The organism is Sphingobium chungangianum (assembly GCF_977014255.1).
The window spans coordinates 1,989,252-2,011,823 of record NZ_CDRNIV010000006.1 but is presented as its reverse complement, the minus strand read 5'-3'; the positions used below and the strand labels follow the sequence as shown (position 1 = coordinate 2,011,823).

Below are 22,572 nucleotides of genomic sequence, written 5' to 3'. Positions count from 1 at the left end.
TTTTTCGCTGTCAGGATAGATCGGCGCGTCCGGGCTTGCGCGGACAGGAGAGCACAAAAGTTGGGACTAGGAAGCAGCGCCGTAAGGGGTGCGCGCATGGGGACTTCCATGGATCAAGACCGCGATTTCGAGAACCGGCTCCCGTCGAGCATTTCGACTGTAAACTAATCGTCAGCCATTTCCTCGGGCCAGTAAAGCCGGGTGGGATTGGCGACGAGCAGACTATGCTGGAGGCTGGCGGTGGGCGCGATGCGCGGGATCATATCGACCAGCGCGCCGTCGTCGGGAATTGCCTTTTCCATGTTCGGGTGCGGCCAATCGGTGCCCCAAAGCACGCGGGTCGGATAATCCGTGACCAGAGGGGCGACGGTCCTTGCGAAATCGTCCCACGGGGGGCCTTGCGGGTCTAACCGATCGGGACATGTGACCTTGGTCCAGATGTCGTCCCTGCTGTCGAGCAGGGCGCGAAAAGCGCGCATGTCGATGCCGTCCGGCCCTTGGGTGACGTCCGGACGGCCCATATGATCGATGACGATGAGGGTGGGAATGGCGTCCAGGAAAGGGCGTAGTTCTTCCAGAAGGTCGGGTTCAAAATAGACGACGACATGCCATCCAAGCGGCTCGATGCGGCGGGCGACTTCGAGGAACTTGTCCTTCGGCGCGTCATCGACGAGGCGCTTGAGGAAGTTGAACCGTACTCCGCGGATGCCGCCTTCATGCAGCGTTTCAAGTTCTGCGTCGCTGATTTCCGGGTCAACCACTGCGACGCCACGCGCCTTGCCGTTTGACTGCGCTATGGCGTCCAAAGTCGCGGCATTATCCGTTCCGTGACAACTCGCCTGGACGATGACGTTGCGGGAGAAGCCCAGCCGGTCCCGAAGCGCGAAGAGCATATCCGGCCCTGCGTCCTCCGGAAGATATTTCGCCTTGGGACTGAATGGAAACCGCGCCATTGGGCCAAAGACATGGCAATGCGCGTCGACCGCGCCCGGAGGTGGCGTGAAGCGAGGCACTGAGGGATTGGAGTGCCAGCTAACAACACGATCCGTCATGCAAAAATCTCTCCGTCCATCAGCTTTCGGGCGGTGCGCAGCAAGGCGGCGCTGACGACCCTGTCCTGATCGTCCAGTTCCATGACACAGGTGGTTTCGCCCGTGGGATGCTCTACCGAAAGGCTTTTGATCCTGCCATCGGGAATGGCGGCAAGCTCTGCCGCTGGCGTGCCTTCAATGAGGCAGGCGGTGGCGACGCTGACTGCGCCCAGCACGCCAATGGAGGCGTGGGCGCGATGGGGAATGAAGCTGCGCACGGTGATCGCGCCGCCGTGGCGCGAGGGTGCGACCAGCATCATCTTGGGCACCGACTTTTCCTTTACATCGCCAAGGTTCATGCGCTCTCCAACGGCGAGACGGATTTTCTCGATGCGAGCCTTCAGGGCGGTGTCCTTCTCCAACGCGTCGCGATCTTCATAGCCGGTTATGCCCAAGTCCTGCGCCTTCATGACGACGCAAGGCATCCCGTTATCGATCAGGGTGACGCGAACGCCTTCGACCTCATCGAAGACATTGCCGGTTGGGAGCAAGGTGCCGCAGGAAGAACCGGCGGTGTCGCGGAATTCCAGCGGGATAGGGGCAGCGGTGCCGGGGACTCCGTCGATCTTCGCGTCGCCGTCATAGCGGACGATACGGCTCGGGGTTTGCACGGTCGCGATCGCGGTCTGGCCGGTATTTTCCATGTAGATGGCGACGCGGGTCTCCCCATCCTGCGCCTCGACCAGGCGGCGTTCGATAGCGAAGGGGCCAACGCCAGCAAGGATGTTGCCGCAATTCTGCGCGTCGGTGACGATGGCTTGATCAACGAAGACCTGGAGAAAAAGATAGTCGACATCCACGCCGGGCCGCGCCGACTTTTTGACCACGGCCACCTTGCTCGTCAGCGGATCGGCGCCGCCCATGCCGTCGATCTGCCGGGGATCGGGTGAACCCATGATGCGCAGAAGGAAGCTGTCGCGAATGGCGGGGTCGGCTGGCAAGTCTTCGGCGAGGAAATAGCCGCCCTTTGACGTGCCGCCGCGCATCCACATGACACGGGCCGAGTCAGACATATTTGAGGCCCATTTCTTCAAGGCGCGGGCGCATGTTGTAGATGTCGAGTTCGAGTTCGCCAGCAGCCAGGCGAACACGCTTGGCTTCTTCGGCGGCTTCGCGGGCCTGGGCCTTTTCGAGGACAGCGGCGGCGTTGGCGCGTGGGACGATGCAGACGCCGTCATCGTCGGCGATGATGATGTCGCCCGGATTGACGAGGGCATTGGCGCAGACGACGGGGATGTTCACGCTGCCGAGCGTCGCCTTTATCGTGCCCTGGGCATGGACCGCCTTTGACCAGACAGGGAAGTTCATTTGCGTGAGGTCGCGGACGTCGCGCACGCCTGCGTCGATGACGAGGCCGCGACAGCCGCGCGCCTGAGCTGAGGTTGCGAGGAGGTCGCCGAAATAGCCGTCGGTGCAGGGACTGGTGGGCGCGAGGAGGAGGATGTCGCCTTCGCGGAGCTGCTCGATCGCGACGTGGATCATCCAGTTGTCGCCAGGAGGCGCGGAGATGGTGACGGCGCTGCCGGCAATGCGGGCGCCGGAATAGATCGGGCGCATGTACGGCGCGAGGAGTCCGGTGCGGCCCTGGGATTCGTGGACGGTGGCGACGCCGCAATGGGCGAGGGCGTCGATGATGGAAAGGTCCGCCCGGTCGATATTCTGGACGACGATGCCGGACATGCGATTTGCTCCTTTGGCGAAAGCATGAAGGAAGTGGCGAAAAGAAACGGGTTGCTCAAATTTAAACTGTGTCGTTGGCATTAGTTTTTGCTAAGTGTTCGTGATGGCACCTGATCAGTTCAATATCCGGCACCTGTCTGCCGTCGCCGCCGTGGTCGCGCAGGGGACGGTCAGCCTGGCAGCGCGTGCCGTCAATCTGACGCAGCCTGCGGTGACGCAGGGGATCGCCAAATTGGAGGCGCAGCTGGGCCTGCCGCTGTTCGAGCGGCATCCGGGCGGCATGACGCCGACGGAAGCGGCGGCAAGGCTTGCCCCCCGGCTGGAGGCGGCGTTGCGGCTGATTGGCAGCAATCGGGCGACGGCGGCGCAGATCCGGGCCTTTGTCGCGCTGGCGCGGGCGGGGAGCTATGCGGCGGCGGCGGCCGAGGCAGGCGTGACGGAGCCGTCGCTGCATCGGGCGGTGGGCGACCTTGGCCTCGCGATGGGATACAGGCTGGCGGAGCGGCGCGGGCGGGGCGTGGCGCTGACGAATGCGGGGGCAGCGCTGGCGCGGCGGTTGCGGCTGGCGCTGGCGGAATTGCGGTCGGGGCTGGAAGAGATCGAGGCGCTGAAAGGGCAGGAGAGCGGGCGGGTCGTGGTGGGCGCAATGCCGCTGTCGCGCGCAAGGCTGCTGCCCCGCGTGATCAGCCGGTTTCGGCGCGAGTTCCCGCAGGTGCATATCAGCGTCCATGAAGGGTCGCATGCCGAACTGGTCGGCCCGCTGCGCGATGGCGAGGTGGACATGATGATCGGCGCGCTGCGTGATGCGTCGGTCGGGCAGGACCTTGTGCAAAAGCCGCTGTTCGAGGATCGGCCGACGATCATGGCGCGGGCCGGGCATCCGCTGGCGCGAGGATGGGACGCGGATGCTCTGCGGCGTTTCCCATGGATATTGCCGCCGGAGGGGACGCCGTTGCGACAGTTATGGCGGGAGATGGTGGAGACGCTGGGCGGCGAATTGCCTGCCGTGCCGATCGAATGCGGATCGGTGATGACGATCCGAGAACTGCTGGTGAATGGCGATTATCTGACGATGCTGTCGGTCGATCAAATGGCGCTGGAACTGAACGCCGGGATGGTGATCGACATCGGTCCCGCGCCCGGCGCGATCAGCCGCATGATCGGGCTGACCACCAGAACGGACTGGCGGCCGACCCGCTTGCAACACTGTTTCATGGCGGCGATCGATCAGGAAGTTGAAGGCATAAGTTCGTAAAAACTTATGAGGATGCCGGGGATTCGATTGGCGACGCCGATAGGGATGGGCCATCCCTTGGCGCATGGAGCAGGAAGTCGGTCTGATCGGATTTGGCGAGGCGGGTTTGACCTTTGCATTGGCAGGGGGCTGGGCCGCGCGGGCGCATATATTCGACAGCAAGACCGAAGACGCCGCAGCGCGTGACGCGATGATCGCCAGCTATGCGGACGCCCATGTGCTGGGCGCGCGCTTTCTGGAAGATGCGCTTTCCGGCGTGGGATTGGTGATTTCGCTGGTGACGGCGGATCAGGCATTGGCGGTTGCCGAGGCGGCGGCGGAGTGCATCGCGCCGGGCACCATTTATTGCGACATGAACAGCGTGGCGCCGCAGACGAAGCAGGAAGCGGCGGGGACGATCGAGGCGGCGGGTGGACGATATGTCGACGCGGCCGTCATGGCGCCGGTTCGTCCGGCGGCGCTGTCCGTCCCGTTGTTGTTGAGCGGCGGTGCGGCGGAAGAGGCCGCAGCGCGGTTGCAGGCGCTGGGCTTTGCCAATGTGCGCGTGGTTGGAGACGCGGTGGGCCGTGCGTCCGCGATCAAGATGATCCGGTCGGTGATGGTCAAGGGACTGGAGGCGCTGACGGCGGAATGCATGCTGGCGGCGGAGGCGGCGGGCGTGCGTGATGAGTTGCTGGCGTCGCTGGACGCGAGCGAGAAGGCGCGGCCTTGGGGCGAGCGGGCGGATTATAATCTGGAGCGGATGCTGGTTCATGGGCTGCGCCGTGCTGCCGAGATGGAAGAGGTGGTGAAGACGCTGGAGGCGCTTGGCACCGGGGCTGCGATGACGCGTGGTGCGGTGGAGCGGCAGCGGGCGATCGGGGCGCTTGGGGTGACGGATGTGCCGGACGGGTTGAGCGGGAAGCTTGCGGTGGTTTTGGCACGGCGTGATGGTTTGGCCCGAGATGGGAGTGCAGTTGCGGCTTGAGGGAGTTTCGTCATCCCAGCGCAGGCTGGAATCTCATGCGGCTTGGGTTCGGCCTGGAGGCACGAGATCCCAGCTTTCGCTGGGATGACGGGAGGGGCTGGGATGACGGAAGATGCTGGGATGACGGGAGTTGGGCGAGGGCGCTTATCCCCTTCGTCACCCCGGACTTGATCCGGGGTCTCGCTGGCTGAGTGCGCGGGGATGAGAAGCGGGACCCCGGGTCAGGCCCGGGGTGACGAGCTTGGTGGGGGTAGAATGAGGCATGAGATGCCAGCTTGCGCTGGGATGACGGAAACTGGCCGATGACGGCGATGTGTGAATGCTGTGATTGAAGGACTGAGAGACGAATGAGCCTGATTATCGACTGCCATGGCCATTATACCGTGCTCCCCAAGGGGCATGATGGCTGGCGGGAAGAGCAGAAGGCGACGTTCAAGGCGGGCGTTGCTGCGCCGCCTTATCCCTACATCAGCGATGACGAAATTCGCGACACGATCGAGTCCAACCAGCTGCGGCTGATCAGGGAACGGGGCGCGGACCTGACGATCTTTTCTCCGCGTGCTTCGGCGATGGCGCCGCATGTTGGGGATGCGGAGGTCGCCCGGGAGTGGGCGATGCGGTGCAATGACCTGATCGCGCGGGTGGTGGGGTTGTATCCCGAGACTTTCGCTGGCGTGTGCATGTTGCCGCAGTCGCCAAAGGCCGACATGGGCAACAGCATTGCTGAGCTGGAGCGTTGCGTCACGCAGTTGGGCTTTATCGGATGCAACCTTAATCCCGATCCGGGCGGCGGGCATTTTCAGCATCCGCCGCTGACGGATCGTTACTGGTATCCCTTTTACGAGAAGATGGTCGAGCTGGACGTTCCGGCGATGATCCATGTGTCGGGCAGCTGCAACCCGGCGATGCATGCGACCGGCGGCTATTATATCGCGGCGGACACGATCGCCTTCATGCAGTTGCTGGAGGGGGATTTGTTCGCGGATTTTCCGACGCTGCGCTTCATCATTCCGCATGGCGGCGGGGCGGTGCCCTATCATTGGGGGCGGTATCGGGGGCTGGCGGACATGCTGAAGAAGCCGAACCTCGACACGCATCTGATGAACAACATCTTTTTCGATACCTGCGTCTATCATCAGCCGGGCGTCGATTTGCTGGCCGATGTGATCGACAACAAGAACATCCTGTTCGGTTCGGAAATGGTCGGCGCGGTGCGCGGGATCGATCCGACGACCGGCCATTATTTCGACGATACCAAGCGCTATGTCGATGCGCTGGATATCAGCGATGCGGAACGGCACGCGATATTCGAGGGCAATGCCCGTCGTGTCTTCCCCCGTCTGGACGCGCAGTTGAAGGCGCGCGGCCTGTGAGCTTCCACACCCCCCATTTATCCCTGTGGGGGGTGGCTCCATCTCCCGTCCTTGCTGTGGAAGGACGGGGCGGGAGATGGATTTTTCTTTGTCTGGAGAACCGCCGATGAGCGTTGATATCCATGAATATCTGGCCGAGTTCGACGATATACCCGGTACGCGCGTCTATACCGGAAAGCGCGCGCGGCAGGGTTATTGGATGAACCAGTTCGCGATGAGCCTGATGAAAGGCGATAATCGCGAACGGTGGAAGGCGGACGAGCGCGCCTATCTGAACGAATGGCCGATGACCGAAGATCAGCGGCAGGCGATTTTGGATCGCGACTATAATCGTTGCCTGGATCTGGGGGGCAATATCTATTTCCTGGCCAAGGTGTTTTCGACCGACGGCATGTCCTTTTTGCAGGCGGTGGGAACCATGACCGGCATGAGCACGGAAGAGTATCAGGCCATGATGATTGCCGGAGGGCGATCACCAGAAGGCCAGCGTTCGATAAGGGAGAAACGTTGATGGCCCGCATTACCGCTGGCGTAGGGACCAGCCATGTGCCGGCGATCGGCGCGGCGATGGACAATGGGAAGGTGGGAGAGCCCTATTGGGCGCCGCTGTTCGCCGGATATGACTGGTCGCGGCAATGGATCGCGCAGGAAAAGCCGGATGTCGTGATACTGGTTTATAATGACCATGCGTCGGCGTTCGACATGAAGATCATTCCGACCTTCGCGATTGGTTGTGCGGATCGCTATGGCATTTGCGACGAGGGATGGGGGCCGCGGCCGGTGCCGGACGTGGAGGGGCATGCGGACCTGGCCTGGCACATCGCGCAGAGCCTGATCCTGGATGAGTTCGACATGACCATCATCAATGAGATGGATGTCGACCATGGGTTGACCGTGCCGATGAGCCTGATGTTCAATCAGCCAGACAAGTGGCCGGTCAAGGTCGTTCCGCTGGCCGTCAATGTCGTCACCTATCCGCCGCCGTCGGGCAATCGCTGCTGGATGCTGGGCGAGGCGATCGCGCGGGCGGTGGAGAGTTTCCCCGAGGATCTGAACGTGCAGGTGTGGGGCACGGGCGGGATGAGTCACCAGTTGCAGGGGCCGCGCGCGGGTTTGATCAATGCGGAGTGGGACAATCGCTTCCTGGACCTGTTAAGTGCCGAAGATAATGGGCAGTTGCGCGCCATCCCGCATATCGAATATCTGCGGGAAACCGGATCGGAGGGGATCGAGATGGTGATGTGGCTGATCATGCGCGGTGCGCTGGGCAAGAAGGTCACGCCGCTGCATCGCCATTATCATGTTCCCGCATCCAATACGGCGGTCGGGCATCTGGTGTTGAAACCCGACGATTCATAACGACAATCGAAGGGATGGATGATGGCGCGCGCCGACATCGAGGATGCCTTGGTCAGGCTGGAGCAGGTGCATAAGCAGCTGGGGGAGCTATCCACCGGTGCGGAGCCGGGCTGGGAAAAGCAATATTTGCAGGCCCGGCGCACGTTGCAGGAACAGATCAACCGATTGTGCCAGGCGGATGCGCAGCTGAACCTGTCCCATGAGGATAGCCGTCGGTTTCGCGATGCCTTTGGCAAGTTCCGGACGGCGACAGCGCTGCACCAGGCGGATTGGCCAGTCGTCGAAATCGACCGGCAGAACCCGGCATACAGTCAGTCCGCAGCCAATGTGGGGCAGACCTATCAGCAATTCATGACGGTGATGCGCGCGCTGATGCAGCGATAGCCAGAGTGCGCGGCCAGTAAGATGAGGAGTTAGAGTATGAGAATCGCGCTGGCCGGTGCGGGGGCTTTTGGTGAAAAGCATCTGGATGGCCTGAAGACTATCGGCGGCGTGACCGTCACCTCGCTGGTTGGGCGCAATCTGGAGCCGACGCAGGCGATCGCGGCAAAATATGGGATCGGGCATGCCACGACTGAGCTGGCCGAGACTTTGGCGCGCGATGATGTCGATGCGATGATCCTGTGCACGCCGACGCAGATGCATGCGGAACAGGCGATTGCCTGCATGGATGCGGGCAAGCATGTTCAGGTTGAGATACCGCTGGCCGATAGTTGGGCCGATGCGCAGGCGGTATTGCGCAAGCAGGAAGAGACGGGACTGACCTGCATGGTCGGGCATACGCGGCGCTTTAACCCGAGCCATCAATGGGTGCATCAGCAGGTCAAGGCAGGGGCGTTCAACGTCCAGCAGATGGATGTGCAGACCTATTTCTTCCGGCGCAAGAATATCAATGCGAAGGGTGAGGCGCGGTCATGGACCGACCATCTGTTGTGGCACCATGCGGCGCATACGGTGGACCTGTTCGCCTATCAGGCGGGGCGGATCGTGGACGCGCATGCGATGCAGGGGCCGATCCATCCTGAGCTTGGCATCGCGATGGACATGTCGATCCAGTTGAAGAGCGAGAGCGGGGCGATCTGTACGCTTTCGTTGAGCTTCAACAATGATGGGCCGCTGGGGACGTTCTTTCGCTATATCGGCGACACGGGCACCTATATTGCGCGCTATGATGACCTGGTGAACGGCAAGGAAGAGCCGATCGACGTGTCGAAGGTGGACGTGTCGATGAACGGGATTGAGTTGCAGGACCGCGAATTTGTGAGCGCGATCCGTGAGGGGCGGGAGCCTAATTCGAGCGTGGCGAAGGTGTTCGACTGCTATCGGGTGCTGGGGGAGTTGGAGAAGCAGCTGGGGTGAGCGCGCCAGTCGCGGGGTGAGCGGCCCGTGTGGCGGGCGAAGAAGCGGGAGAAGTAGGCGGGGTCCTCAAACCCCGTGGCATAGCCGACCTCCGCGACCGACAGGTTGGAATAAAGGAGCAGGCGGCGGGCTTCGAGCAAGGCGCGCTCGTCGAGCATGGCGGCAGGGGAGAGCCCTGCGGCGCGGGCGCAGGCTTGGCGGAGCGCGGTTTCGCTGACGCCCAGCGCGCGGGCGTGGGCAGCGACAGGCTCCCGCTTGCGGAAACGCTGTTCGATCCGATCGCGCAGGCGGGCGACGAGACGGGCCTGGCGGCCGCCGCTGCTGGCGCTGGCGTCGGACAGGGCGGCGTGGCGCAGCGCCTGGACCATGAGCCAGAGGAGGAGCGCTTCGACCGCCGCGCGCTGGGCAGGGCCGGACCATGCAAGCTCGCGGGCGAGCGCGCCGATGCGGGTTTCCACTTCGGCGGCGCTGGGCACGGCGATGGCACGGGGTGCGCGGAAGAGCGGTTGGAGGTCGGCGTCACGCTCCAGCAGGTGGTGGAGGTAGCTGTCGGCAATGGTGATGACCCAGCCACGGGAGTCGCGGTGCCAGGAAAAGCCGTGGATGATCCCGGCCGGCATCAGCAGCAGGCAGGGCGCTTCAAATGTGACGCTTTCGCCATCCGCCCGCATCGATCCGCCGCCTTCGGCGATGAGGATGATATGGTTGAGATCGCGATGGAGATGCGGCTGGATCGTCCACTCGCTGGGGCGGGAGCGGTCGTCCAGGCTTTCGACATGTACGAAGCCTTCCGCAACGCTACGTTGCGGTTCTCCATAGAGGTAGAAGCTGGGAACGGGGGTGGTCATGGCTACGTCTGGAAAGCTGCTGGATCGTCCAAGTCATAGGACAGTTCGCCCATGTCCCGCAAGCAGCATCGGGCGCATCATGCGCGGCGTCGGAAAGCTGCGAAGAGGATGTCATGAGGACGCAAGTCGCCATCATAGGCGCGGGGCCTGCCGGGCTGCTGCTCGGCCATTTGCTGCGGGCAGAGGGGCTGGAGGTCATCGTGGTGGAGCGAGCATCGCCCAGCTATGTCCTGGGCCGCATCCGCGCAGGCGTGCTGGAGCGGACCACGACGGATTTGATGGACCGGCTGGGCCTTGGCGAGCGGATGCATCGTGAAGGGTTGCCCCATGACGGCTTTCACCTGGCCAGCGGCGATCGGTCGATCCGCATCGATATCGCGGGCCTGACCGGACGGCAGGTCATGGTATATGGCCAGACGGAGATTACCCGCGACCTGATGGAGGCGGCGACCGGGCGCGGTCTGGAGATCATCTACGAAGCGGCTGACGTGGCATTGCATGACGTTGACAGCGACGCGCCGTACCTGACCTATAGCAAGGATGGTCGACAGGAGCGGATAGATGCTGAATTCATTTGCGGGTGCGACGGCTTTCACGGTCCTTCGCGGCGAGCCATACCGGCTGGCGTAGCGACCGCCTATGAGAAGCTATATCCGTTCGGTTGGCTCGGCATCCTGGCGGATGTGCCACCGTGCGATGACGAACTGATCTATGCCAATCATGAGCGCGGCTTTGCGCTGGCGTCCATGCGATCGGGGACGCGCAGCCGCTATTATATTCAGGTGTCACTGGATGAACGGATCGAGGATTGGCCGGACGATCGGCTGTGGGATGAGCTGGCAGTGCGGCTGGGGCCTGAAGCGGGTGCGCGGATGGTGCGCGGGCCAGCATTGGAAAAGTCGATCGCGCCGCTGCGATCCTTCGTATTCGAGCCGATGCAATATGGGCGGCTGATGCTGGCGGGGGACAGCGCGCATATCGTGCCGCCGACGGGAGCGAAGGGGCTGAACCTCGCGGCGTCGGACATATTCTACCTTTCGGCGGCCTTGACTGGATGGTTCCGGCGGGGGGACGGGGACGCGGTAGCGGGCTATTCCCAGCAGGCGCTGACGCGGATCTGGAAAGCGGAACGATTTTCCTGGCAACTGACACGGCTGATGCACCGCTTTCCGGAAATGGATGCGTTTGACCGGCGAATGCAGGTTGCTGAGCTGGACTATATTGCCTCTTCCAGGGCGGCGCAGGCGGCTATCGCGGAAAATTATGTGGGATTGCCGCTTTGAAAGGACTTAGGGTAAAACAATGAAGACGATCCCGCGGTAATCACGCGGAACATTCAAATGTCCGATCGATACATTTAACATAAGATTTCACAGATTGTCAGCCTGCCGGGGCGCGGCCTTTCAAAGCCTGACCGGATTCGATCTGCGCGACATTCCCTGTTTTGGCGAAAGATGGCCGGCTGCTTCTGCACCGCCCACATGCCGAAGGCAGGATGCAGGTTTTCAGGCATCTGTCTGCGGAGGTAATAAGCGTCTGTCTTGGGGTGCCGCCCCGGCTGTGCCATTCTCGTCTCGCTGCACCAGCGAGAGGTCAAGGAAGGCTGCATCGCAGCATTCTGCGCCCAGATAGGTAAGTGGTGACCCCTACGGGAATCGAACCCGTGTTTCAGCCGTGAGAGGGCCGCGTCCTAACCGCTAGACGAAGGGGCCTCGGCCGCTCGGGCGGCTGGCAGGCGGTGGCGTTTAGGGGGAGAGGGGTTCGCCGTCAAGCGAAACCACTTGCCCCGTTCGGCCCATAAAAAACCACCCCATGTATTACATGGGGTGGCCAAGGTTCAGGGAGGAGACGCCTCCAAAAGGGGGAGGCGCCCATACGACACACCCGAAAGGGGGGCAGGTGCGCCGTATGTTTGGAAGATAAAGAAGGTCCCGCTCACTTTCAAGTGGCGAGCAGAAACCTTTTCTATCGCATTATTGATGCAGGTTAATTTATAGCGTCATGCGTCGGCGGTCTGGGGCGCTGCCGGGACGGAAATGGGACCTTTGCCCTGCGTGATCTGCGACTCGAAAACTTCGCGGATCAGCTGCAGCGAGAAAAGATGCGCGTAGATAAGGGGCAGCATGCCGTTCTGGCTGATCTTCCGCAGTTGATCGCCACGCATGTCGCGCAGCTTTTCTTCATTCACCATGCGGAAGCCGCGATAGACGAAAGGCTGATCGTTGCCGGGCACCTGGATGGCGACTTCACCGTCCATCAGCAGGTCCAGTTCCTTCAGGTCCTTCATGAACTGGCCAGTCCGCGCGGCGGCCTGTTCGAAATCCTCGCAGAATTTGAGAACGCCCTGGGTGAGTTCGGTCGGCTTGCCATCTTCGAAAAGGGGCTGGCCTTCCTCAAACTCGCCGACCGCTTCGCTGGTGGGATCAAAGCAGAGCGACAGTTCGTCGGTGTCGGGGCGCAGCTTCGCCAGCATCCAGGGATAGCGGCGGACATAGGCGGGGACATAGGCGGGACCGCGCAGCTTGCCTTCATCGTCGAGGAAGGTGTTGACGCCTTCATTAAGGCCCATCAGCGCCAGCGGCACCGCTTCGTCGCCAGCCGAGAAGATGATCGGCACGAACCGTTGGGCCGCGACGAATTCATCGACGGTCAGGGGAACGGCATGCTGCTTCGTGAGGAAAGGCGCGGACTCCACCGAGCGGCTGCGATAGCTCGCATGATCGACGCTGCTGAGCGGGAGCAGGTCGTTGTAAAACACGGGGAGATTGTTGGCGGGCGCGCTAGCCATGATGCTGTTCTTCCATCCTATCGAAGCAGCGCATGTTGGCTGCACTGCCTTTCCTAAAAACTGGGTGTGGGCGATAAAGACCTTGTGGGTGGGAGGCAATTGCTTTGTCGAGCCGCCCCGCTGCCTCTAGCCCTCTTCGGGACGGGGGATCAGCTTGTCCGGGTTCATGAGGCCAAGGGGATCAAGCGCGGCCTTGATCGCGCGCAGGGCATGTAGCCGGGCAGGACTGGCAAGGCGGCCGAGTTCGGCCCGTTTCATCTGGCCGATGCCATGTTCCGCCGAAATGGAGCCGCCCGCCGCGACAACGGCATCATGGACGAAGGCGTTGATCGACTTCCCTTCTGCCGCGATCCAGGCAGGGCCGTCCGTCGTTCCCTTGGGTGCGCGGACATGGAAGTGGACATTGCCATCGCCAAGATGACCGAAGGAGGAGGCGGTGGTTCCCGCGAAGGTGCGTTCGGCCGCCGCGGCCATGTCGATCATGAAGGAGGGCATGCGGGCCACGGGCACGCTGATGTCAAATTGCAGCGCCGGTCCTTGCGCCCTCTCCGCTTCGGAAAGCGATTCGCGCAGGCGCCAGAACGCCGCTGCCTGAGCATCATTGGCGGCGATCGTGGCATCGACAGCGAGTCCTTGTTCGAGTGCTTGCGCCAGCGCTCCTTCAAGGCGCTCGGTCGGAGATGGGCTGGACAGGTCGGGATGATCGACTTCGATCAGCACATGCCAGGGCGTGCGCGTCTCGATCGGGCATCGGGTGCCGGGAATGTGGGACAGGACATGGCCAAGACCATCGTCGGCGATAATCTCGAACCCCTCGACGCTGTCCCCCAATTGCCTTTCGCTCAGGCGGAGCAGGGCGAGCGCATCGGCGGGGGAGCGGACGCCCACCCAGCCGACTGCGCGGATCGCGATGGCAGGGGCGAGGCGGAGCGAGGCGGCGGTGATGATGCCGAGCGTTCCTTCCGCGCCGATCAGCAATTGTTTGAGGTCATAGCCGCGATTGTCTTTTTTGAGCGCGTCGAGGCCATGCAGGATGGTGCCGTCGGGGAGGACTGCCTCCAACCCCTCGACAAGTGCGCGCATCGTGCCATGGCGCAGCACCTGAGTGCCGCCGGCATTAGTCGATATCAGGCCGCCGATCGTCGCCGATCCCTTCGCGCCGAGGCTGAGCGGGAAGCGGCGCCCGGCTTGCTCCGCAGCATCGTGCAGGGTCTCGAGGATGACGCCTGCTTCGCATATTGCGAGATTGTCGTCGGGAGAAAGGGAGCGGATGCGGTTCATCCGGCGCAGAGACAGGATAAGTGCTGACCCGTCATCCGGAGGAGTCGCGCCGCCGACCATTGAGGTATTGCCGCCCTGAGGAACCAGGGCACGTGAAGTTCCGCCGCGAGCGCCACGGTCGCGGCAACTTCCTCCGTATTGGAGGGCTGGAGAATGGCGGCAGCGGCGCCGTGAAAACGTCCCCGCCAGTCTGTGAGCCAGGGAGCGATGTCGTCCGCGTCGATGACGACGCCTTTCGGTCCCAGCAAGGCTATGAACCTATCGATGATGTCTTGCCCTATCATACTGCAATGCTATGCCCCGGAATTCATCGACGGTTCAACCACCGGCCCATAGCGTGCCGCCCCAAAAGGGGTTCGATTTGCTTCATTCCGTCCTGTTGCTCCTTGTCGCGCCCGTGAGTGAGCCCGTGCAATTGGCGCAGATGTCTATCGAGCAACGGATCATCATTCGCGTGCCAATGGCGAAAAAGGGACGAGCGCCCGCGCGCATTGCTCCGCAGGCGGGGCGTGCGTGGAAGGAAAAGAAGGGGCCGCGCTGCATCGCCTTGCGGTCGATCCGGTCAGCCAGCGTCATTGTGGATAATGGCGTCGATCTGCTGTTGGCAGATAATCACCGCTATAGGGCTCGGCTGGAGCGGGGGTGCAGTTCGACAGGCTTCTACTCGGGATTTTACGTCGAGCCGGATGAGGATGGGTCGCTTTGTTCCGGGCGCGATGAATTGCAGGCGCGAAGCGGGCTTAGTTGCGTGATCGACAGTTTTCGGCGATTGGAAGAGGCGGACGGGGACGATTGACCGCCTGTCGAAACGCGCTCCGATGCGCGATTTTCTTGACAAGATACCAATATTTCCGCAAGGCGCGCGCGATTTCCGTGATGCATGAGCGCGTTGCGGAAGAGCCTCTGTCCCGGACAATTGAATGACTTTTGCCGATCTCGGCCTTTCCGATGAACTGTTGAAGGCCGTTAACGAGGCCGGATACGATACGCCCACGCCGATTCAGGCGCAGGCGATCCCCCCCGTACTGATGATGAAGGACATTATCGGCATCGCGCAGACGGGGACGGGCAAGACTGCCAGCTTCGTTTTGCCGATGATCGACATTCTGGCTCATGGCCGGGCTCGTGCGTTGATGCCGCGTTCGCTCATTTTGGAGCCGACGCGCGAATTGGCGGCGCAGGTTGCCGAGAATTTCGAGAAATACGGGAAATATCACAAGCTCAACATGGCGCTGCTGATCGGCGGCGTGCAGATGGGCGATCAGCTCAAAGCCCTGGAAAAGGGCGTCGATGTGCTGATCGCCACGCCGGGCCGACTGATGGACCTGTTCCAGCGCGGCAAGATATTGCTGAACGGCTGTTCGATGCTGGTCATCGATGAAGCTGACCGCATGCTGGACATGGGGTTCATCCCGGACATTGAGGAAATCTGCACCAAATTGCCCTCGCAGCGGCAGACACTGCTGTTTTCAGCGACCATGCCCGCGCCGATCAAGAAGCTGGCGGATCGGTTCCTCAGCAATCCCAAGTCGATCGAGGTGGCGCGGCCCGCCACTGCCTCCACCAACATCACCCAGAGGCTGGTGAAGGTTGATTCGCGCAAGAAGCGCGAAGCGCTGCGCGCGATGCTGGAGCAGGAGGAAGTGCTCAGCGCGGTGATCTTCTGCAACCGCAAGACCACGGTTCGTGAACTGAACAAGAGCCTGCAGCGCTACGGTTTCAAGTCGGGCGAGATTCATGGAGACATCGATCAGTCTTCGCGAATTGCCGAACTGGAGCGGTTCCGGGCGGGATCGGTGAATATCCTGGTAGCGTCCGATGTCGCTGCGCGCGGGCTGGATATCAAGGGCGTCAGCCACGTCTTCAATTTCGATGCTCCCTGGCATCCGGACGATTATGTTCATCGTATTGGCCGTACCGGGCGTGCGGGGGCATCGGGTGTCGCCTATACCTTTGTGACCCCGGAAGATGCCGAGGCGATCGATAATATTCAGAAGCTGATCGGGCAGAAGATCGAGACGATCGACACCCCCGCTGCTGCCGCTGCAAAGGGGGATAAGGCCGAAGAGCCGCGCCGGAATAGCGAGCGGAAGGTGGAGCGCAAGCCCGCCAAGCGCAAGGATGACGAACCGCGGGAAGAGCCTCGTCCTGCCCGCCAGCAGGATAATGGTTCAAAGTCGCGTCGCGCCGATGTTCGGGATGAAGGTCCGGATGAGGGCTGGAACGGACCTGTGCCTGAATTTCTTTCGGTGGGGTTCGAGGGTTAGGACATCCGTGGAACGTCCTCCCTGCCGGTGGTAAGAAGGACGGCCCTACAATAGCCCCATCGCGCGCAGGCTGCTGTGTCCCTGCGATCCGATGATGATATGATCATGCACCGCGATGTTGAGGCGCTTGCCTGCCTCCGCAATCTGGCGCGTGATCTCAATGTCCTGACGGCTGGGTTCGGGAGAACCGCTTGGGTGGTTGTGCACCAGGATCAGCGCTGATGAGCCAAGGTCGATGGCGCGGCGAATGACTTCGCGTGTGTAGATGGCCGCCTGGTCGATCGAGCCGTCGCCCATATGTTCGTCGCGGATCAGCATGTTGCGGCTGTTGAGGTGAAGCACGCGAACGCGCTCCACTGGGAGATAGGCCATGTCGGCACGCAGATAGTCGAGCAGGGCTTGCCAGCTTGCAAGGACCGGACGCTGTGACACCTCATTGCGGAGCATGCGCAGAAGGGTGGCATGCACGATCTTGACAGCGGCGATGCTGGTGTCGCCCATGCCGGGGACGCGCGCGATCGCCTGCCAATCGGCGGTCATCAAGCCGCCGATGCCGCCAAATTCACGCAGCAACGCCTTCGCGAGCGGCTTGGTATCGCGGCGGGGAATGGCAAGGGCCAGCAGATATTCGATAAGCTCGTGATCGTGCAGCGCATCGCCGCCGCTCTCCGCCAGCTTCTGCCGAAGCCGGGCGCGATGCCCCACGCCGTCATGGCTGACCACAACTTCCCTGTCCGCCAATGCCTTATAATCCCCCGTTCAGAGAAATGGGCCTATGCGTTGCGCAAAAATCGGGCAAGGATATTTAGGGAGCGTCAGACGTTATGCAGGCGTTACGGATCGAGTGTGAAAGCCGGGGTTGGCCATAAGCATGGAAGTTGAGGACGGCGAAGAGGGAGTTCGCCGCGGCTGGTTACGCTGGCTGGGCGTAGGGACGGGGTCTCTGGCGCTGATCCTTGTTGCGTTGTGGACCCAGCGAGCGCCGATCGCGGAAAATTTCATTGGGCGAGAGATGAACCGGCGCGGCGTCCAAGCAAGCTATGACCTGAAGGACATTGGCCTGCGCACCCAGCGTATCGAGAATATCGTCCTTGGCGATCCGGCGAATCCCGATCTGACTGCCCTGTGGGTGGAAGTGGATCTGGCCTTCACAGGCCTGTCTCCGCATGTCGCGGCCGTGAGGGCCGGGGGCGTGCGGCTGCACGGTTCTTATCGTGATGGGGTGCTCCGGCTCGGAGAATTGGACAAGTTCCGCGATCCTGCGTCCAAAGCACCGTTCAGCCTGCCGGACATCGCCCTTGCGCTGCGCGATGCGCGCATGCGGCTTGATACCGACGCCGGAGTAGTCGGCATGCAGATCGACGGTAAGGGTAATCTGAGGTCTGGCTTCGATGGCCGCCTTGCCGCCGCGATGCCACGGGCGGCGTTCGCGGGGTGCAACGTGGCGGGCATGACCGCCTTGCTGGATGTCGCGATAAGGAATGAGCGACCGCATCTGGTTGGACCGGCGCAGGCGACGGCTCTTGGATGCAGGAACAGCGCGACCGGCGCAGCGAAGCCGAGAGCGGACATAGACGTCTGGATCGGCAAGGCCCTGGATCGATGGAACGGCCATGTCGTATTGGGAGCGGAGGCGTTGAAGTCCTCTGGGATGGTGCTGGCGAAACCCAGCGGGCGGATCGACTTTGATGGCAATGCATTGGAGACGGCTGGCCGTGCGCGGATCGGCGCGGCGGCACTGGGTATGGCGGGTCTCAAGGCGGGTCAGTCCGAGATTGTCGGCGCTTGGAGCGTCGCAAAAGGTAAGTCACAAGCCAGCGGGCGTTTGTCGGCGCATCAACTGAGCCTTTCCGGACGTGATCCTCTGGCGGGGTTGAAGCGGTCTGCGGCGGGCACGCCTCTGGCGCCGCTGGCCCAACGGCTGGCCGATGCGGTGGGCCGCGCCGGGGAGGATAATGTGCTGCGAACCAGCCTGGCCTTCGCGCAAAGCGGCCAGGGTGGAAGCGTCGTGCTGACGAACAGTGGATTCGAATCACGCAGCGGCGCGTGCGTGGCGATTCCCGGCGATGGCAGGGTGACCATCGCCTGGCCGGGTAAGGGAACGGCTGTCGACTGGGCGCTGGATGGTGCGCTCACGACGGACGGGGGCGGGTTGCCGAAGGCTGCACTGCGGCTGGCACGGCGGCCGGGTGGCGGATTGGGTGGACAGCTTTTTATCGACCCATATGCGGCTCGTGACGCCAGGCTGGCGCTCGATCCGGTACGTTTCACCGCCGGACCTGGGGGAGATACGCTCTTTTCAACGGTGGCAAGGCTGGACGGCCCACTGCCCGGCGGACGTCTGCGCGGGCTTGTGCTGCCAGTCGCGGGACAGCTGAATGCTGATGGGTCGATCGCGATCAACCGGCGCTGCGTGCCGTTGGCGTTGGAAGAGGCGCGCTACGGCAGCTTTTCGGTCGGGCGTACCCGGCAGACGCTGTGCCCAATCGGCGGCGGCGCTCTGGTCGCAACGGGGCCGGGCGGGGTGAGCGCGGGGGCCGAGATTCGCGATCTCGACCTGCGAGGACGGAGCGGCCAGAGTCCGATGCGGCTGTCGGCAGAGCGGGCAAGGGTCGCCATCGGTCGGGAAGGCTTTTCGCTATCTCGGGCCGAACTGGCGATCGGGCCTGAAGCATCTCCGGTACGCCTGGTCGCGCAAACGCTGACCGGCAGGGCTACGGCGCAGGGTTTGACGGGAAGGCTGGTAGGGACCAACGCGCGAATCGGTTCCGTTCCGCTGATTGTGGAGGATGGCGCGGGCGAATGGAGCTTCACGCGAGGCGTGTTGAAGCTCGCCGCGTCGGTGATGGTGCGCGATGCCCAGACGCCGGGACGGTTCGAGCCGTTGAAGGTGCCGGACTTCGCGCTCAGCTTGCGGGACGGCCGAATCCTGGCGACAGGAACGTTGCGGGCGCCGCGCAACGATGCCTTGGTGGCGCGTGCGGACATCGCGCATGATCTGGGCTCCGGCCGGGGCAACGCCGACCTGACCGTGCCGGGGTTGGTGTTCGGTCCCAATTTGCAGCCAGAGGACGTGACCCGCCTGGCGCTGGGAGTTGTCGCCAACGTCAATGCGACGGTAACGGGCGAAGGGCACATTCGGTGGAACGGCACGGAGGTGACCAGCGATGGCGTGTTCCGCACCGATAACGCCAAGTTGGCGGCGGCGTTCGGTCCCGTCGAGGGAATGACCGGCGAATTGCGCTTTACCGATCTGCTGGGGCTGGTGAGTGCGCCGGGGCAGGAAATGCGGATCAGGATGGTCAATCCTGGCGTCGAAGTGCGCGATGGCCTTGTCCGCTACCGGCTGGAGCCTGGGCAGAAGGTCCGCATCGAGGGCGGCGGCTGGCCCTTTTCCGGAGGGCAACTGGTTCTGTTGCCCACGACAATGGACTTCAGCGCGGATGTGGACCGCTATCTGACGTTCCGCGTCATCGGCATTGATGCGGGTGCCTTCATCCAGACGATGGAGCTTGAGAATATATCGGCCACAGGCACGTTCGACGGGATCATGCCGCTGATCTTCAATGCTCAGGGCGGGCGCGTCGCGGGGGGCGTGCTGACCGCAAGGCAGCAGGGCATGCCGCCGCTCATCATGCCCGAAGGGGTGCTGCCCACGGTGCCGTGCGATCCCAACCGCCAGTCGGGAACGCTGTCCTATGTCGGGCCGGTTTCGAACGAGCAATTGGGCGTGATGGGCAAGCTGGCCTTCGACGCGCTCAAGAATATGCAATATAAATGCCTCACCATCCTGATGGACGGCGCGCTGGATGGAGAGATGGTGACCAATGTCGTGTTCAACGGCGTCAACCGGGGGAAGCTGGGCGATGTTCCGGCGGGTATGGCGCGCAACCTGACCGGATTGCCCTTCATCTTCAATGTGCGCATCGCGGCGCCATTTCGCGGCCTGCTGGGCACGGCAAAATCCTTCATCGATCCCACTATGCTAATCCAGAACAGCATAGGGGATCAGATGCAGGAGAAGATTCGCCAAGGGATTGCAGTTAACCCTGCGGAAAGCGACACTGTGAGAAACAGGGAACAGAAATGAAGACACAAGCTATCTTTGCGGCGGGTTTCGCCGGTTTGGCCCTGACGGGCTGCATCCAGGTGAAGGCACCGGACAAGCCGATCGAAATCAACCTGAATGTAAAGGTGCAGCAGGAGGTCGTCGTACGACTTCAGCGCGATGCACAGGATCTTATCCAGAATAACCCGGAGTTGTTCCCGCAATGACACGCAAGCTTTTGATGATCGTCGCAGGTGCCGCCGTCGTGCTGGCCACGGGCCTTGTCGCGAGCGCGCCCGCTCGCGCGCAGTCGGGCGCGGTTGCTGCTGCTATGGCGGAGGGCGCCGTGGGCGAACAGGCGGACGGTTATCTGGGCATTGCTGGATCGGTGAGCGCGGCGGTGCGATCGGAAGTCGAATCGATCAACATCAAGCGGCGCGCGGCCTACACCGACCTTGCCAGCAAGCGAGGCGTCACGGTTCAGGATATGGCGGCAGCCACGGGTTGCCAGACATTGAGCAACCGCGTGAAGCAGGGCCAGGTTTATCGCGTGGGCGCGGGACCCTGGCAAACCAAGGGTGCCGGGCCGATTGCTCTGCCGAGCTATTGCGCGACCGCCGGGTAATTACGCGACTGCGGGGTGTTTCGCCGCTGTGCCCGGCGGAAGCGCAATTCTCCTGTCCAACTACGGTTGACTATCCCGAAAGCCCTTTCTAAACGGGCCGCGCCTTGACGGGTGCAACCGCACGCGCCATGCCGCCTGACGTTGGCTTATCTGCCTGAACGAAAAGGAACGGCCATGACGCAGGATGTGCCCGGGCAAGACCCGGCAAATGAGGACGAGCGCATCACTTCCCTTGAGGAGCGGATCGCGAAGGCCGAACGAGCCGAAAAGGTCAGACAGGGGACCACTAAGCAACAGGGCGATGATGGATCGCGCCTGGGCAACAGGGTTCTCGCAGAACTGATCGGCGGTCTTGCCGGTGGTGCCGTGGTTGGTGGGACTTTGGACTACTTTCTGCGAACATCCCCTTGGCTCCTGCTGGCTTTCCTCGGTCTTGGGATCGTGGTCGCTTTCAGGAACATCATCAGATTGACGACGACGAAGCGTCCCGGCGAATAGGGGCGCTTTTATCTTAGTCCGAATACAAGACGTTACAGGGGTCAACGTGGCAGAATCCGGCAAAATCGATCCGATGCACCAGTTTGCGATCGAACCGCTGTTCGGTACGGATCACTTGTCGCTTGGCGGCTTCAACATCGCTTTCACCAACAGCGCGCTCTACATGGTGGCTGCTGCTGTGGTGCTGTGGATTTTCGTGATCGGCGGCATGAAGCGTGAGCTGGTGCCCGGCCGCTGGCAGATGGCGGTCGAATATATGACCGGCTTCATCAAAAGCCTGCTGATCGCCAATGTGGGTGAAGGCGGCAAGAAGTATATTCCTTATGTCTTCTCGCTGTTCATGTTCATTTTGCTGGCGAACCTGCTTGGCCTGTTGCCGCTCGGCCTGATCGGTCTGCATCCCTTCACCTTCACCAGTCACTTCACGGCTACCGGCGTTCTCGCGATCCTGAGCTTTTCGATCGTGCTGATCGTTGGTTTCTGGAAGCATGGCTTGCACTTCTTCTCGCTGTTCGTGCCCCATGGTACGCCGCTGCCGATGATCCCGGTGATCTTCCCGATCGAGCTGGTGTCCTTCATGGTGCGGCCGTTCAGCCTTGGCTTGCGACTGTTCGTTGCGATGACCGCCGGGCACGTTCTGCTCAAGGTGCTGGCCGGGTTCGTGATCAACAGCTCCAACGCGGGTGCCGGATATGGCCTGACGGTCGGTTCCGCCAGCTTCATCCTGATGATCGGTATCAGCGCTCTGGAAGTGCTGGTGGCGGTGATCCAGGCCTATGTGTTCGCGCTGCTGACTTCGGTCTATCTGAACGACGCCGAGAACCTCCACTAAGTTTCCACTATTTTTCCAACCATTTGTTCGAGTTTAGAAAAGGGAGTTTACGACATGGACGCAGAAGCCGCAAAGCTGCTCGGTGCTGGCCTGGCCGCGATTGGTGCGGGCCTCGCCTCGCTCGGTGTGGGCAACGTGTTCGCATCGTTCCTGGAAGGCGCGCTGCGCAATCCGGGCGCCGCTGACGGCCAGCAGGGCCGCCTGTTCATCGGTTTCGCCGCAGCCGAACTTCTGGGTCTGCTGGCGTTCGTTATCGCCATGATCCTGGTATTCGTGGCCTGACAACCGCTCGGCGGACGGG

The 22,572-nt window shown here is 62.3% G+C and carries 22 protein-coding genes, 1 tRNA gene and 1 pseudogene; 16 read left to right on the top strand and 8 right to left on the bottom strand.

Features of this window, described 5'->3' with window-relative positions:
- Positions 1-164: 164 nt before the first annotated feature.
- The 3 genes from ACWNC0_RS17070 to ligK are packed head-to-tail and all read right to left on the bottom strand — an operon-like array spanning position 165 to position 2,771.
- Positions 165-1,052: an amidohydrolase family protein gene (locus ACWNC0_RS17070; protein ID WP_449473318.1), complete on the bottom strand. Its 888-nt coding sequence runs from the start codon at positions 1,050-1,052 to the stop codon at positions 165-167.
- The gene (locus tag ACWNC0_RS17065) at positions 1,049-2,104 is read right to left on the bottom strand and encodes a 4-oxalomesaconate tautomerase (RefSeq protein ID WP_449473316.1); all 1,056 of its coding nucleotides are present in this window, start codon (positions 2,102-2,104) and stop codon (positions 1,049-1,051) included. The genes ACWNC0_RS17070 and ACWNC0_RS17065 overlap by 4 nt, the downstream gene beginning before the upstream one ends.
- Positions 2,097-2,771 carry a 4-carboxy-4-hydroxy-2-oxoadipate aldolase/oxaloacetate decarboxylase gene (gene ligK, locus ACWNC0_RS17060; protein ID WP_449473314.1) on the bottom strand — a complete coding sequence of 225 codons (675 nt, stop codon included), beginning with the start codon at positions 2,769-2,771 and terminating at the stop codon, positions 2,097-2,099. The genes ACWNC0_RS17065 and ligK overlap by 8 nt, the downstream gene beginning before the upstream one ends.
- A gap of 103 nt (positions 2,772-2,874) precedes the next feature.
- On the opposite strand from ligK, the gene ACWNC0_RS17055 reads away from it, so the two are divergent.
- From ACWNC0_RS17055 to ACWNC0_RS17025, 7 genes are all read left to right on the top strand, one after another.
- Positions 2,875-4,026, top strand: a complete 1,152-nt coding sequence (locus ACWNC0_RS17055; RefSeq protein WP_449473312.1) for a LysR substrate-binding domain-containing protein — start codon at positions 2,875-2,877, stop codon at positions 4,024-4,026.
- Positions 4,027-4,090: 64 nt separating this feature from the next.
- Positions 4,091-4,993 carry a DUF1932 domain-containing protein gene (locus tag ACWNC0_RS17050; protein ID WP_449473311.1) on the top strand — a complete coding sequence of 301 codons (903 nt, stop codon included), beginning with the start codon at positions 4,091-4,093 and terminating at the stop codon, positions 4,991-4,993.
- A 347-nt stretch (positions 4,994-5,340) separates the two neighbouring features.
- Positions 5,341-6,366, top strand: a complete 1,026-nt coding sequence (locus ACWNC0_RS17045; protein ID WP_449473309.1) for an amidohydrolase family protein — start codon at positions 5,341-5,343, stop codon at positions 6,364-6,366.
- 106 nt (positions 6,367-6,472) lie between these two features.
- The gene (ligA, locus tag ACWNC0_RS17040; protein ID WP_404954720.1) at positions 6,473-6,877 is read left to right on the top strand and encodes a protocatechuate 4,5-dioxygenase subunit alpha; all 405 of its coding nucleotides are present in this window, start codon (positions 6,473-6,475) and stop codon (positions 6,875-6,877) included.
- On the top strand, positions 6,877-7,725 hold the full coding sequence (locus ACWNC0_RS17035) for a class III extradiol dioxygenase subunit beta (RefSeq protein ID WP_449473307.1): 849 nt from the start codon (positions 6,877-6,879) through the stop codon (positions 7,723-7,725). The genes ligA and ACWNC0_RS17035 overlap by 1 nt, the downstream gene beginning before the upstream one ends.
- Before the next feature lie 18 nt (positions 7,726-7,743).
- Entirely contained in the window at positions 7,744-8,109 is a 366-nt protein-coding gene (locus ACWNC0_RS17030; RefSeq protein WP_449473305.1) for a hypothetical protein, read from the top strand.
- Positions 8,110-8,145: 36 nt separating this feature from the next.
- The gene (locus ACWNC0_RS17025; RefSeq protein ID WP_449473303.1) at positions 8,146-9,084 is read left to right on the top strand and encodes a Gfo/Idh/MocA family oxidoreductase; all 939 of its coding nucleotides are present in this window, start codon (positions 8,146-8,148) and stop codon (positions 9,082-9,084) included.
- Here the strand turns inward: ACWNC0_RS17025 and ACWNC0_RS17020 are convergent.
- Complete coding sequence (locus ACWNC0_RS17020) at positions 9,045-9,932, bottom strand: helix-turn-helix domain-containing protein (RefSeq protein WP_449473301.1); 888 nt, start codon at positions 9,930-9,932, stop codon at positions 9,045-9,047. The two genes, ACWNC0_RS17025 and ACWNC0_RS17020, sit on opposite strands and share 40 nt — an antisense overlap.
- Positions 9,933-10,045: 113 nt before the next feature.
- Here ACWNC0_RS17020 and pobA point away from each other — a divergent pair, with 113 nt between their 5' ends.
- Positions 10,046-11,215: a 4-hydroxybenzoate 3-monooxygenase gene (pobA, locus tag ACWNC0_RS17015; RefSeq protein WP_449473300.1), complete on the top strand. Its 1,170-nt coding sequence runs from the start codon at positions 10,046-10,048 to the stop codon at positions 11,213-11,215.
- Between the two features lie 354 nt (positions 11,216-11,569).
- Here pobA and ACWNC0_RS17010 read toward each other — a convergent pair.
- The 3 genes and pseudogenes from ACWNC0_RS17010 to ACWNC0_RS17000 form a co-directional block, all read right to left on the bottom strand.
- Positions 11,570-11,644, bottom strand: a tRNA-Glu gene (locus ACWNC0_RS17010).
- Positions 11,645-11,931: 287 nt separating this feature from the next.
- Positions 11,932-12,720 carry a SapC family protein gene (locus tag ACWNC0_RS17005; RefSeq protein WP_449473299.1) on the bottom strand — a complete coding sequence of 263 codons (789 nt, stop codon included), beginning with the start codon at positions 12,718-12,720 and terminating at the stop codon, positions 11,932-11,934.
- 126 nt (positions 12,721-12,846) lie between these two features.
- Positions 12,847-14,285: pseudogene (locus tag ACWNC0_RS17000) on the bottom strand (FAD-binding oxidoreductase).
- A gap of 77 nt (positions 14,286-14,362) precedes the next feature.
- Here ACWNC0_RS17000 and ACWNC0_RS16995 point away from each other — a divergent pair.
- Together ACWNC0_RS16995 and ACWNC0_RS16990 are read left to right on the top strand one after the other, a co-directional pair.
- Complete coding sequence (locus tag ACWNC0_RS16995) at positions 14,363-14,797, top strand: hypothetical protein (protein ID WP_449473298.1); 435 nt, start codon at positions 14,363-14,365, stop codon at positions 14,795-14,797.
- Positions 14,798-14,921: 124 nt separating this feature from the next.
- Positions 14,922-16,268, top strand: coding sequence for a DEAD/DEAH box helicase (locus ACWNC0_RS16990; RefSeq protein ID WP_449473296.1), 1,347 nt, complete (start codon positions 14,922-14,924; stop codon positions 16,266-16,268).
- 45 nt (positions 16,269-16,313) lie between these two features.
- Here the strand turns inward: ACWNC0_RS16990 and radC are convergent, their stop codons facing one another.
- Positions 16,314-17,009 carry a RadC family protein gene (radC, locus tag ACWNC0_RS16985; protein WP_449473294.1) on the bottom strand — a complete coding sequence of 232 codons (696 nt, stop codon included), beginning with the start codon at positions 17,007-17,009 and terminating at the stop codon, positions 16,314-16,316.
- 130 nt (positions 17,010-17,139) lie between these two features.
- On the opposite strand from radC, the gene ACWNC0_RS16980 reads away from it, so the two are divergent.
- The 6 genes from ACWNC0_RS16980 to ACWNC0_RS16955 all read left to right on the top strand — a co-directional run bounded on the left by ACWNC0_RS16980 (position 17,140) and on the right by ACWNC0_RS16955 (position 22,553).
- Positions 17,140-20,358, top strand: coding sequence for an intermembrane phospholipid transport protein YdbH family protein (locus ACWNC0_RS16980; protein ID WP_449473292.1), 3,219 nt, complete (start codon positions 17,140-17,142; stop codon positions 20,356-20,358).
- Entirely contained in the window at positions 20,355-20,543 is a 189-nt protein-coding gene (locus ACWNC0_RS16975) for a YnbE family lipoprotein (RefSeq protein WP_196225806.1), read from the top strand. Before ACWNC0_RS16980 ends, ACWNC0_RS16975 begins: the two co-directional genes overlap by 4 nt.
- Positions 20,540-20,941: a DUF1318 domain-containing protein gene (locus ACWNC0_RS16970; protein ID WP_449473290.1), complete on the top strand. Its 402-nt coding sequence runs from the start codon at positions 20,540-20,542 to the stop codon at positions 20,939-20,941. The genes ACWNC0_RS16975 and ACWNC0_RS16970 overlap by 4 nt, the downstream gene beginning before the upstream one ends.
- 174 nt (positions 20,942-21,115) lie before the next feature.
- Complete coding sequence (locus ACWNC0_RS16965) at positions 21,116-21,439, top strand: AtpZ/AtpI family protein (RefSeq protein WP_449473288.1); 324 nt, start codon at positions 21,116-21,118, stop codon at positions 21,437-21,439.
- Between the two features lie 46 nt (positions 21,440-21,485).
- Positions 21,486-22,271, top strand: a complete 786-nt coding sequence (locus ACWNC0_RS16960; RefSeq protein ID WP_196225809.1) for a F0F1 ATP synthase subunit A — start codon at positions 21,486-21,488, stop codon at positions 22,269-22,271.
- Between the two features lie 54 nt (positions 22,272-22,325).
- Positions 22,326-22,553, top strand: a complete 228-nt coding sequence (locus ACWNC0_RS16955) for a F0F1 ATP synthase subunit C (RefSeq protein WP_021240110.1) — start codon at positions 22,326-22,328, stop codon at positions 22,551-22,553.
- The last annotated feature ends 19 nt before the right edge of the window (positions 22,554-22,572 follow it).

Coding starts and splice junctions, on each gene's coding strand:
- ACWNC0_RS17070 (WP_449473318.1), bottom strand. CDS start 1,052: ATGACGGATCGTGTTGTTAGCTGGCACTCCAATCCCTCAGTGCCTCGC.
- ACWNC0_RS17065 (WP_449473316.1), bottom strand. CDS start 2,104: ATGTCTGACTCGGCCCGTGTCATGTGGATGCGCGGCGGCACGTCAAAG.
- ligK (WP_449473314.1), bottom strand. CDS start 2,771: ATGTCCGGCATCGTCGTCCAGAATATCGACCGGGCGGACCTTTCCATC.
- ACWNC0_RS17055 (WP_449473312.1), top strand. CDS start 2,875: ATGGCACCTGATCAGTTCAATATCCGGCACCTGTCTGCCGTCGCCGCC.
- ACWNC0_RS17050 (WP_449473311.1), top strand. CDS start 4,091: ATGGAGCAGGAAGTCGGTCTGATCGGATTTGGCGAGGCGGGTTTGACC.
- ACWNC0_RS17045 (WP_449473309.1), top strand. CDS start 5,341: ATGAGCCTGATTATCGACTGCCATGGCCATTATACCGTGCTCCCCAAG.
- ligA (WP_404954720.1), top strand. CDS start 6,473: ATGAGCGTTGATATCCATGAATATCTGGCCGAGTTCGACGATATACCC.
- ACWNC0_RS17035 (WP_449473307.1), top strand. CDS start 6,877: ATGGCCCGCATTACCGCTGGCGTAGGGACCAGCCATGTGCCGGCGATC.
- ACWNC0_RS17030 (WP_449473305.1), top strand. CDS start 7,744: ATGATGGCGCGCGCCGACATCGAGGATGCCTTGGTCAGGCTGGAGCAG.
- ACWNC0_RS17025 (WP_449473303.1), top strand. CDS start 8,146: ATGAGAATCGCGCTGGCCGGTGCGGGGGCTTTTGGTGAAAAGCATCTG.
- ACWNC0_RS17020 (WP_449473301.1), bottom strand. CDS start 9,932: ATGACCACCCCCGTTCCCAGCTTCTACCTCTATGGAGAACCGCAACGT.
- pobA (WP_449473300.1), top strand. CDS start 10,046: ATGAGGACGCAAGTCGCCATCATAGGCGCGGGGCCTGCCGGGCTGCTG.
- ACWNC0_RS17005 (WP_449473299.1), bottom strand. CDS start 12,720: ATGGCTAGCGCGCCCGCCAACAATCTCCCCGTGTTTTACAACGACCTG.
- ACWNC0_RS16990 (WP_449473296.1), top strand. CDS start 14,922: ATGACTTTTGCCGATCTCGGCCTTTCCGATGAACTGTTGAAGGCCGTT.
- ACWNC0_RS16980 (WP_449473292.1), top strand. CDS start 17,140: ATGGAAGTTGAGGACGGCGAAGAGGGAGTTCGCCGCGGCTGGTTACGC.
- ACWNC0_RS16975 (WP_196225806.1), top strand. CDS start 20,355: ATGAAGACACAAGCTATCTTTGCGGCGGGTTTCGCCGGTTTGGCCCTG.
- ACWNC0_RS16970 (WP_449473290.1), top strand. CDS start 20,540: ATGACACGCAAGCTTTTGATGATCGTCGCAGGTGCCGCCGTCGTGCTG.
- ACWNC0_RS16965 (WP_449473288.1), top strand. CDS start 21,116: ATGACGCAGGATGTGCCCGGGCAAGACCCGGCAAATGAGGACGAGCGC.
- ACWNC0_RS16955 (WP_021240110.1), top strand. CDS start 22,326: ATGGACGCAGAAGCCGCAAAGCTGCTCGGTGCTGGCCTGGCCGCGATT.